Here is a 10,956-nt window from a genome sequence, read left to right on the forward strand (position 1 = left end):
TCATTCATCTCGCACATGAGCCATACGTCCACGCAGGCGACGTCGGCGATTGATTTCGGTCAGCGCCACAATCAGAGCCGTCAGCACGAGGACGGAAACCTGCATGGCATTGAGGTCAGGTTTGAGCTCGCGTCGAAATTCCGATGCGACGATCAGCGACAGGGGCTGGGTGCGGCCGGCCAGGAACATGGATATGGTGAGATCGGCCAAAGACAGGATGACCCCGATGGAGTAGGCAGCACTTAAGGCGACGCTCAACTGTGGCATCAGAACGCGCCGGAAACTCTGCCATGGGGTGGCGCCGAGATCCCGCGCCGCCTCCTCAAGCCGCGGATCGAGGCGGATCATCACAGCTGCAAGGATGGTCGTGGTGAAGGGAATGACGACCAGGGTCTGCGCCAGTATGAGCGCGGTTGCCCCGCGTCCCAGTCCCACCCAGCTCATGAGCATTGCCTGCGCAATGGAAAGGACCGTCTTCGGCACCAGAAAGGGAACGAGTACGAGTACGGCGAATGCGGCCCGGAACTTCATGCGTGGCGATGTCACGGCCAAAGCGGCCATCAGTCCGATCAGCGCACCCAGCAGACCGACCGGCTGCGCGATCAGAAAGCTGGTGACGAAGCCGCCCAGAAACGCGTCGTTCCCGAAAAGATCGGCATACCAGGAGAGGGTAAAGCCGCTTAACGGAAAGGCCATTGTGCTGGCCGCGTTGAACGAGAAGATTCCGAGAACGATGATCGGCAGATAGAAGAAACACACGGCGAGACCGAGCGTGAGGATGACCAGGCGGCTCATGGTGCCCCCCGCCGAAATACCGCCCGCGCGCCATCGAACCGAAGGAGGATGGTCACGAAGCCTGTGGCAAAGGCAAACAGGACGACAAGAAGGCTCAGGGACAGCGCGGAGGCCAGCGGCCAATCGTAGGCTGTCCCGAACAGGTTGTCGATCATGGCCATCGGGGTCGCGCCCGACGTCCCGCCCAAAAGGCTCGGCGTCATCATGTCACCAGCGGCCAGCGCAAATACCGTAAAGACGCCGACAGCCAGTCCGGGCGTCGTCAAAGGCAGAATGACCTTGAAGAACGCATCCAGCGGGCGGGCACCGAGATCCCGTGCGGCTTCGATCAACCGTCTGTCGATCAATTCCGCTGAGATCCAGATTGCCAGCACCATGAAGGGCAAATTGTTGTAGAGAAGCACGAGATGGGTTGTGAACGGCGAAAACAGTAGGAATTTCAAAGGCTCATCGACCAGGCCAAACCATTGCAGGGCGGCGTTAATCAGCCCTTCTGAGCCAAGAACAACCCGCCAAGCGTAAATCCGGACGACCTCACCGGTATAGAGTGGCGTCAAAAGGACGATGCTGCCTATGCCTTTCCACAGAATGGGAAGGCGCGTCATGGAAACGGCGATCGGGTATCCGATAAAAGCCGCCAGAACCGCCGTCCCCGCGCCGGAGATGACCGCCTTGCCGATCAGAAAGGCGAAGATCGGATTGGTGAACATCTGCACCCAGCTCTGCCCGGAAAAGGCCGGAACGAGCGTGAACGCATCAAGATCCACCTCAAAGACGCTGAAAACCGTGAGTATGGCAATCGGCAGAACGCAGCCGAGCACCAGAATACAGACGACGGGTAGCGCAAGCTGTGCACGGTGAAACACCGGAGCCATCAGTCGATCCTCGTAATGAAGGCGCGTTCCTGATCAACGACAAGCCCGACATTCGCGCCAGGCGTCAGCGGGTCATCCGCCATGAACTGCAGGACGATGCCGTTAACCTCGGCCTCGATAAGGTAGCGATCCCCCTTGAACACCACATGCCGGATCGTCGCGTTCAGGCCGTCCACGCCGATCCGGACATGTTCCGGTCGAATGGCGAGCACAGCCTTGTCCCCTATCGCCAATCCCTCCACAGCCGGGCATTGAACGATACCGATGGCCGTGTCGATTGCGGAGGCCACGCCGTTGTCGACGATTGTGCCTGGGATGAGTGTTGCCGCGCCGATGAAGTCAGCAACGAAAGCATTGGCAGGACGGGCGTAGATCGTCAGCGGTGCCGCCTTTTGAACCACGCGCCCCTTGTTCATGACAACGACGATATCGGAGAGCGCAAAGGCCTCCTCCTGATCGTGAGTGACGTAGACGAAGGCGATACCGAGACGCCGCTGCAAATCCTTCAGTTCGATCTGCAGGTGTCCACGCATCTTTTTGTCCAGTGCAGACAGGGGTTCGTCGAGCAGAAGCAGATGCGGTTCGGCGATGATCGCGCGCGCTACCGCGACCCGCTGCTGCTGGCCGCCCGAGAGTTGGTGTGGATACCGATCGCCGAACTCCGTCATATGCACGGCATCCAGCGCCCGTTTGACGCGGGCTGCCACATCGACATTGCTATGTCGCCGCAGTGTCAGCGAGAACGCGACGTTTCCAAACACGGTGAGGTGCGGAAACAACGCGTAGCTCTGGAAGACAGTGTTGACCGGACGTCGCTCCGGTGGAACGCCAGCAAGTGACCGTCCGTCAAGCACGATCGATCCCGCGTCGGGAGTCTCGAAGCCGGCAATCATGCGCAAGATCGTGGTCTTGCCGCAGCCGGAAGGACCGAGGAACGTGGTGAAAGCCCTCTCCGGAATGTCGAGATCGACACTGTCGACCGCGCGGTCCCTGCCATAATTCTTGGTCAGGCCGCGGGCCGACAGCAAAAGCCCGGATCTTGACGGAGCGTCCACCGCATCAGGCGTCGTCGCCATGATCAGCTAGCCTTGACTTCATTCCAGATTTTAAGCCACTCGGAGTAATTCTCCGGCGCAACCGGCCACATGAATGACTTCATGACATCCATGTCGTCGATGAAGATCGCTTCCTGCTGCTCCTTCGACAGGTCGTCGCGGATGATCGAGGACGTGGTTGCATAGTTGCCGATCTTGGCGATCTGGCTCGCGAATTCCGCACCAAGCAGATAGTCGATGAACTTGTAGCCGATTTCGGTTTTTTCCGCAGACAGCGTCGCCGGCATGGCGAAGCAGTCGCACCAGCCCATGATCCCGGCTTTCGGCTTGGCCATTCCCATCGCCAGCTTGTCCTTCAGCGCATCATAGGGAACCCGCCACGAAAATGCGCAGGAAACCTCGCCGGTCGCAAACAGATTGATAAGATCGCCGATCGTCTGCCAATAGGTGCGCAACAGCGGCTTCTGCGCGACCAGCAGCTTCTTGGCTTCTGCCAGCTCCTTGGTCTCCATGACGAAGACCTTGTCGCGCGGCACACCGGCGACCAGACCGGCTATGGCGATGGATTCCAGCGCATAGTCGCGCATGGCAAGCTGGCCCTTATATTTCTCGTTGAACAGCGTCGTGTAGTCGGGCTCGCTGTCGAACTTGTCCTTGCGGTAGACGATCGGGTTGAGACCCCAGAGATAGGGAACCGCGAACTGCTTGCCCGAGGCATCGAGAACCTTGGGCGTGGTCTTGAAAACATCGTACATCTTGGTGGCGTTGGGGATCTTGCTCATGTCGATTTCTTTGAGCAGCCCGGCCTTGATGTAGCGCCAGCTTCCGTTCAGCGACGGGTTGATCATGTCCCAGTCGGAGGCCGTGCCGGTCTTCAGCGCCGCGAACTGCGCGTCCTCGCTGGAAAGATAGGACAGCTTTACCTTGACACCGGTCTGCGCCTCAAAGGCGGCGATATATTCAGGATGCCCATTGGAATCCCAGGTCGCCCAGACCATCTCGGAAACGGCGGCCCTGGCGCTGCTTAGCGAACCGAACATCCCTGCTGCCGCGCCAGCCGCGATCCCTGCAAGCGCTTCACGTCGGGTAATTCCTGAACCTGCCATCGTGCCCTCATCTGGTTGCTGTTATACCGGCACCAGTGTGGGCTGTTTCATCGGGAAAGCCTATTACGCAACCCAAATAGACTATATTGCGTTTTGTCAGTTTTTCACGGGGCCAACGTCACTAAACAGACGCCACGGCCTTAGTTATAGGCTGACGCCTGAGGCGGGAGAAATTTGACCACTACAGGCGCTGTCGCATCACAGGCGCGAACGTCGGCCGCAACAGACTTGATCATCTGTCGCAACCAGACATGGTCAGGCGACTGGTGCTTGCATTCATGCCAGAGCATGTAGAACTGCATCTGTCCAAGTTCGCGCGGCGCCTCCAGGACGACGAGTGGAAAGGCCTGAGCGATTTGTTCGGCAAAAATCCGCCCCGTCGTGAAGACGATGTCCAATTGCGTCAGCACATAAGGTGTGATCGCATATTCGGGCACCGACACGGCGATATTACGCTTGAGGCCGAGTTCGATCAGCCGCCCGTCGATCGGACTAAGTTGGGCTCGCTTATCTGAGGTCGGAGAAAGATGCTTCTCTTTCAGGAACTCGCCCATCGTGATTGGCTCGCATTGACTTGCCAGCCGATGGCTTGGACGGACGACACAGACGATATCGGTGGTCAGCAAGGGCGACATCCGCAGGTACTCCGGCGGATGCGGCCAGTTGCCTATGACCGCATCGATAGATCCGTCCGCAAGTTGGCTGATAAGTTCATCATAGCTCGGCATGTGAGACGCATCGACGCGAACACTGGGTGCCTTTTGTGCAATTTTGCCGACGAGCTGCGGCAGAAACACGGCTCCGAGGCAATTGTCCGCGATAATGCGGAAGTTTCGCGTCGCACTGTTCGGGTCGAAAGTGGCATAGGGAGAGAGGTGCGCATTGATCTGGTCGAGGATGTCGCGCAACGTCTCCTTCAGGACGAGACCTCGCTCCGTTGGTACCAATGCGCCTCCGGACCTAACTAGAAGCGGATCGTCCAGCATTTCCCGCAGCCGTTTCAACGTCAGGCTCACCGTCGGCTGCGCCTGGCCCAGGATATCGGCGGTTTTGGAAACGCTGCATTCCGTCAGCAGGGTCAGGAGCGTGCGCATCAGACGCACATCCATCATGCCATTCGCCTGTCGCGTCATGATCTGCCTTCCCCTAGTCGGACGGTGCTACAAACTTTGTGATAAGCATATTTCATGCCAGCCGGGGAGCTCGCTGGTCATGCCTGTAATTATCGCGGTCAAGAGCGTCGAAAGTTGTCGGGCAGAGGATCGCCCGATTTGGAAATATTTTCGCACGGGGAAGTTGCGCTTGCTTTCCATGTCCGGCGCTACCCCCTATGTAAGTCATCAAATCTATTCCACGAGCAATGCCACCCCCTCGCCACGCGGATCGTGGGCGCCCGCAGTTGATCCATCTTCCCGCCGGACAATGAGGCCGGCCTGTCCTGCAAGAGGGCTTAGCCGGTCGATGGACGAAAGCATGTGGCCGCGTGCAGCAAGTTCGGCAAACACTGTGTCGCCCGCGTCGATTTCCAGCTTCAGGCTGTCGCGGCTGTCCGAAAATGTCTTGCCCAGCAGGAAGCGCGATCCCGTGAGCGCGGTGACCGGATCCTCGCCGAAATCGATCATGCGCGTCAGGATCATCGACAGCGTCTGCGGCTGGCCATCGGCTCCCTGCGTTCCGTAGATCAGGGCAGGTTTACCGTCTCTTAGCGCCAGCCCCGGATTGAGCGTGTAGAAAGGTCGCTTTGCCGGAGCGATCGCATTGGGATGCTTGAGGTCGGAGGAAAAGGCAGCGCCGCGATTCTGCCAGAGTATCCCGGTGTCGCCGACAACCACGCCGCTGCCCCAGTCGAAATAGGTGCTCTGCAGGACGCTGACGCTTCTCCCCGACTGATCGGTCGCACCGAAGAAGACGGTGTCACCGGGGCGAAAGGGCTGCGGCCAGTCCATGGCACGTTTAAGATCGATGGACTGCGCCGATCTTGCCAGGTGCGCCGGGCTCAGCCAGTCCTCCACAGGCTGATTCATGAAGTCCGGATCGGCAATCAGCCCGCGATCCAGAAAGGCTCTTTTGACCGCTTCGACGCACAGGTGAATATGATCGACGCCGCCGGGCGCCAATGCTTTCAAATCGAAATGAGACAGAATGCCCATGATCGCCAGTGTTGAAATGCCTTGCGTCGGTGGTGGCGGGGCGAGCAGTTCCACGCCGCGATAATGGAGGCTCGCCGGCTCGCCCTGGCGTGTCCGGGTTGCGGCGAGATCGGCAGACGTGAGCGGAGATCCCGCAGCCATCAACCCTTTTGCAATCCGTGCCCCGAGTTCCCCTTCGTAGAAGCTGCGCGGGCCGTCGCGGGCGATTAGGTGCAATGAGTTCGCCAGCCCTTTCTGGCGGAAAGGCGCTCCGACCTGAGGGGCTATGCCGCCGGGCATGAAAATCTCGCTGAAGCCCGGCCAGTTCATAACTTCGGACTTTCGGAAATCCAGCCAGAACTTCTGGGATTTCGTGACAGGGAAACCGTCTGCTGCGTGCCCGATCGCATCGTCAAGCAGATTGGAAAAGGAGTGGCCACCGCCCCAATTCCGGACGGAATAGTCAAAGGCGTGACGCCAGGCATCCACCGCGCAGGCGGATGTGAGCGTCGACAGGGGCCCTCGCAAGGGGATGGCGTCGTCAAAGCCGGGCAGGATGCGGGCCGATTGGCCGATGCCGAGGAAGCAGTCTTTTCGACCCTCTTCATCTGCGACCATCCAGACAGCGTCACCGCCAAGACCACAGAAATGCGGATAGACCACCGCGATCGTGGCGCCGATGGCGATCGCGGCATCGAGCGCATTACCGCCCTCCCGCAGGATGCGGGCGCCGGATTCGCTGGCAAGTGCATGCGGGCTCGTGACCATGCCGCCCTGTCCCTGCGCAAATCCGGGTCCATTGGTCGACGGTTCGTTCGGTGTCATGCGTTCTTACTCCCAAGGCTTGTCATTTGGACAAAACCGGTTTCAACCTGTCACAAATACGCGCCCAGGAGACAAGCATGGCCATCGATCTCGTGATCCGCAATGCATTTCTGCAGGAGTCCGATGGCTTGACGGATATTGCGTTTGCGAATGGCCGGATTGCCGCAATGGCGCCCCGCTTCGTTTGCGATGCGCCGGAATACGATGCCGGTGGCAAGTTGATCAGCGGGGGCTTGATCGAAACGCATATCCATCTCGATAAGGCCGGCATTATCGGTCGATGCACGCTTTGCACGGGGACGCTGGCTGAAGCCGTCAGCGAGACGTCGAAGGCAAAGGCCGCCTTCACCGAGGAGGATGTTTACACGCGCGCTGCCGGGATCGTCGAACAGGCGATCCTCAATGGCACGAACCGGTTGCGCACATTCGTGGAGATCGACGGGCGCGCCGGGTTCCGGTCTTTCGACGCCATAAAGCGGATACGTGCCGACTACGCCGCTGCCATCGATATCGAAATCTGCGCCTTTGCACAGGAAGGGCTGACCAATGACCCTGGCACGGAGGAGATGCTGGGTGCGGCACTGGCTTCCGGCGCGGATCTGGTTGGCGGCTGTCCCTACACCGATCCGAGGCCGGACGATCATATCCGCAGGATCTTCGATCTTGGTGAGCGTTATGGCGTGCCGATTGATTTCCATTTGGACTTCGATCTCGATCCGGCAGGATCCAACCTTCCCTTTGTGATCGCCGAAACTCTAGCGCGTTGCTACCAGGGGCGCGTATCGGTCGGCCATGTGACCAAGCTCTCTGCCCTGCCGCCCGAAGCATTCGAAACCGTTGGTCGCAGTCTGGCGCAAGCCGGCATTGCGGTGACGGTGCTGCCGGCAACGGATCTGTTCCTGACGGGGCGTGCGGCAACCCATCTCGTTCCGCGTGGCGTCGCGCCGGCCCATCGGCTGGCGGAACTCGGCGTCGTCACGACACTTTCGACCAACAACGTCCTCAACCCCTTCACCCCTTTCGGCGATGTCAGCCTCATCCGCATGGCTAATCTCTATGCCAATGTTGCGCAGATTGGCACCGCTGATGCCCTCGAATCGGTGTTCGATATGATAACGATCAACGCCGCCCGGCTTATGGGGCTGAAACAATACCGGCTTGAAATCGGAGCTCCCGCCACGCTCGTTCTGTTCGATGGGATCTCCGGCGCTGACGCCGTGGCCAGGCTTTCACCGGCGGTGACGGGCTGGAAGGATGGTCGCCAGACATTTGTGCGACCGGCACCTCGATTGCTTTTCGGGCGGCAATGCCAAAGTTTCGAAGACAGGCTGGAATAGCGGCTTTCGGCGTTCATCGGCTGCAAGCCGCACAAATACCTCTTGGCTGGATGTCAAAGCTTCAACAATATTCTTCGCACTATCGCGCCACAGCGTAGATTAGGCGGGGCAGGCGAGCGAAGAGATATTCGCCTGGCACAGGTCGGGAGCCTAAGCCGCTAGCCCCGGGAGAGGCTTTTCAACCAGTCGCAGGAATCGTTGGTTGTGAGCCTCCGCAACCACGCCACAGCATAAAACAATAACCGCTCCCATCTAGGGGGCGGTTTTTGCGTTTTTGGGGTAATCAGCCACTGAAATGTCGCTGGCAAACCACACGTCAAGAACCCTTCGGCCGATCGATCCAGACCTCTCATCATTCAGGTGCAGGACCATCTCTTTAAGCCATGATGAGCGGCTCCTGAAGGGCTAACGAGGCCGCAGCGGTCATTCCTTGGCCCCAACCGCGATTTCTCGCAGCACGGGTCAGGAGCGGGCTTTTGTCCAAACCGCCCATGCAGAGACAAAGCAGGCGAGAATAATGGCATTGGAGACAATGCCGCAGGCAATTGCGATGAAGCGAGCTTCGTTGTCAGTCGCGGCACTTGCCGCAGTTGTCAGCGGCAACAGGATCGCCACGAAGACGACACCAACGCCCAATGGTATTGCAAGACCCATTGTTGGACGCGTGCGCAATGCAGTCAGCATCAGGAACAGAATCAATCCTATGCGGAACGGATCCACGAGCTGAGAGACGAGTGTTTCCAACATTTTAGATCCTCCATTTGCAGTCTTGGCCATGGTTCCACAAAGAACGTGCGCGAGCAAGCAGCCACACATGGTCGACCTTTGGAGATCTTCGACGTCTCTCCTTGCGCGGACCCTCTGTCGCGACGGATCATCGCCCTGCAGGTCAGGTTAAAATCGGTCCAATCAGGCGAGCCAAGGGAAGACAGGCTGTTCAACGGTCACTCCGCGCAGCATGGCTGACACGGGTCAAAAGGACAGGTCGAGAACCTTGCCTTCGAAGAGGCGATCGCGTGAACCTTCGAGGTGGCGGTGCATGAAATCGCGGGCGTCTTCGGCGCGGCCGTCGACGATCGCCTGATAGATCTGCTGATGTTCGCCATAGACCTTTTCGAGGCCGGCGCGGGGACCCATCAGCGACAGGCCGTGCAGGTGCATGCCGACGGCGATATGGGCGCGCAGCGCCTCCAGCGACGCGGTGTAATAGTGATTGTTGGCCGCCTCCGTGACAGCCTTGTGGAACAGGAAGTCGGCATCGGTGCGGTGCAGCTGGTGGCTGGTGGCTTCGCGTAGCTCGGCAAGGGCCGAAGCGATCCGGGCAATCGCTGCATCGTCGCGGCGCTGGGCGGCAAAGAAGGCGGCGGCCGGCTCGATCGTCAGGCGGAATTCGTAGCAGCGCTGGATATCGGCAATCGATTTCACCGGCGAATAGGCCAACTGGGCCGTGACGGAGACCTGCGCGCTCACGAAGGTGCCGGCCCCCTGGCGGGAATAGATCATGCCCTGTTCGCGCAACCGGCTCAGCGCATCGCGCACCACCGGCCGGGACACGCCAAGCATGGAGGCGAGTTCGTGTTCGCCGGGCAGCCGCGAGTCGGGCGCGTAATTGCCGGTGCGGATGCGCTCCTGCAATTGATCGAGCACCCGGTCGACGAGCTTCACCGCTTTGCCGCGCTCGGGTTTTCCGTCGCTGGCGATCACCTCGCCTGCCGCGATATTGCCTGCCATTCCGTTCACCGTTCTTTTCATTGCCCGGCCTCGCGCTTCGCCGGGTTTGCCTCAATTACCTTTATCAGAGATTGTGCATTGCCAAAGCCCCCGGATTTAACGGCGCAGCGGATTTGTCGACCATTGGCGCATCGGACTTCGAACCAGGGAATGCCCGCCTCGATCTCGCCCTTGGGCTCCAGCAATTGCACGCCGAGGCGGCGGAGAATGGCATGGGCTGTGTCGCCGCCCCCCATCATCAGCATGTCGGGGCGGGTCTGTTCGATGAGACGGGTCACGCCGGCGGCAAAGATCTGCGCAACGCTTGTGGCGTCCTGCTGGATGGCGCCGGTACAGCGCAGCAGCAGCGGAAGGGGGTGTGGCAACGCGTCAACGGCCAGCGCTCCGGCAGGGGCATCGCGAGATCCGGCCAGCATGCCGCTTTGCAGCAGCGCTTCCATCTGCGCAAGGGTGATCGGATCGTGGGAGCCGAGCGCAAACAGGGTCCGTTGCGTGCGTTGAAACGGTGATAGGCCGGCGCGGTCTTTTCTGCCGAATCGCCGTGCCAAGGCGCTGCCCAAACCGCGTGCGCCGACTGCGATGGTCGTTGCTCCGTCCAGTGCTGTGATCGCCCGGTCAAGGTCGGCGTCGCTCGATGCGTCGACGATGTCGATCGGCAGGCTGGATCCGGCAAACAGCGGAGCGATGGGCAACGGCTCCGGCACACCATGGCCGGTGACCATGCCGTTGCGGGTAAAGCGGTGCTGGTCGGGAACGGCCGGGGCAATCATGGCGCGGCTGAGGCCAAAGGTCGTTGCCAGAGCTTCGGTTTCTTCTCTGACATTGCCCTTGAGGCGGGAATCGATCTTCTTGAAGACGATAGTGGGCGTAACCGATTGAAACGCTGCGGCAGCTTTTTCAACTTCAGCTGCGGCATCGGCGGCCGGCAGGGAGCGCGAAGCCGTGTTGACGACCACGACATGTGCTCCCGTCGCCACCGCCTCTGCTGCCGCATCGACATCGACTGCCACGACCACGCGCAAGCCGACTTCCACGAAGGGTGTCCCGGTATCAAGGGCGCCCGTCAGGTCGTCGGCGATGATGGCGACGAGAACGGTCATGGC

General features: G+C 60.0%; 10 protein-coding genes. 1 reads left to right on the forward strand and 9 read right to left on the reverse strand.

Features of this window, described 5'->3' with window-relative positions; all coding sequences use genetic code 11:
- From HFC70_RS17945 to HFC70_RS17970, 6 genes are all read right to left on the reverse strand, one after another.
- The gene (locus HFC70_RS17945) at nt 1–795 is read right to left on the reverse strand and encodes an ABC transporter permease (RefSeq protein ID WP_168474649.1); all 795 of its coding nucleotides are present in this window, start codon (nt 793–795) and stop codon (nt 1–3) included.
- Complete coding sequence (locus HFC70_RS17950; protein WP_168474650.1) at nt 792–1,670, reverse strand: ABC transporter permease; 879 nt, start codon at nt 1,668–1,670, stop codon at nt 792–794. Before HFC70_RS17950 ends, HFC70_RS17945 begins: the two co-directional genes overlap by 4 nt.
- Nucleotides 1,670–2,746, reverse strand: coding sequence for an ABC transporter ATP-binding protein (locus tag HFC70_RS17955; RefSeq protein WP_168474651.1), 1,077 nt, complete (start codon nt 2,744–2,746; stop codon nt 1,670–1,672). Before HFC70_RS17955 ends, HFC70_RS17950 begins: the two co-directional genes overlap by 1 nt.
- 2 nt (nt 2,747–2,748) lie before the next feature.
- Complete coding sequence (locus HFC70_RS17960; RefSeq protein ID WP_246735843.1) at nt 2,749–3,831, reverse strand: PotD/PotF family extracellular solute-binding protein; 1,083 nt, start codon at nt 3,829–3,831, stop codon at nt 2,749–2,751.
- Nucleotides 3,832–3,971: 140 nt separating this feature from the next.
- Entirely contained in the window at nt 3,972–4,964 is a 993-nt protein-coding gene (locus HFC70_RS17965) for a LysR family transcriptional regulator (RefSeq protein WP_246735844.1), read from the reverse strand.
- 213 nt (nt 4,965–5,177) lie between these two features.
- Nucleotides 5,178–6,728 (reverse strand): gamma-glutamyltransferase family protein, encoded by a 1,551-nt coding sequence (locus HFC70_RS17970; RefSeq protein ID WP_168474744.1) that lies wholly within the window; start codon nt 6,726–6,728, stop codon nt 5,178–5,180.
- 134 nt (nt 6,729–6,862) lie between these two features.
- Between HFC70_RS17970 and HFC70_RS17975 the strand changes: the two genes are divergently transcribed.
- Complete coding sequence (locus tag HFC70_RS17975; protein ID WP_168474652.1) at nt 6,863–8,122, forward strand: amidohydrolase family protein; 1,260 nt, start codon at nt 6,863–6,865, stop codon at nt 8,120–8,122.
- Nucleotides 8,123–8,584: 462 nt separating this feature from the next.
- On the opposite strand, the gene HFC70_RS17980 is transcribed toward HFC70_RS17975, so the two are convergent.
- From HFC70_RS17980 to HFC70_RS17990, 3 genes are all read right to left on the reverse strand, one after another.
- Nucleotides 8,585–8,869: a hypothetical protein gene (locus HFC70_RS17980; RefSeq protein ID WP_168474653.1), complete on the reverse strand. Its 285-nt coding sequence runs from the start codon at nt 8,867–8,869 to the stop codon at nt 8,585–8,587.
- A gap of 225 nt (nt 8,870–9,094) precedes the next feature.
- On the reverse strand, nt 9,095–9,853 hold the full coding sequence (locus HFC70_RS17985; RefSeq protein WP_168474654.1) for a FadR/GntR family transcriptional regulator: 759 nt from the start codon (nt 9,851–9,853) through the stop codon (nt 9,095–9,097).
- Between the two features lie 17 nt (nt 9,854–9,870).
- Complete coding sequence (locus tag HFC70_RS17990; RefSeq protein WP_168474655.1) at nt 9,871–10,953, reverse strand: four-carbon acid sugar kinase family protein; 1,083 nt, start codon at nt 10,951–10,953, stop codon at nt 9,871–9,873.
- Nucleotides 10,954–10,956 lie beyond the last annotated feature (3 nt).

Source organism: Agrobacterium sp. a22-2, from assembly GCF_012276985.1.
GTDB lineage: Bacteria > Pseudomonadota > Alphaproteobacteria > Rhizobiales > Rhizobiaceae > Allorhizobium.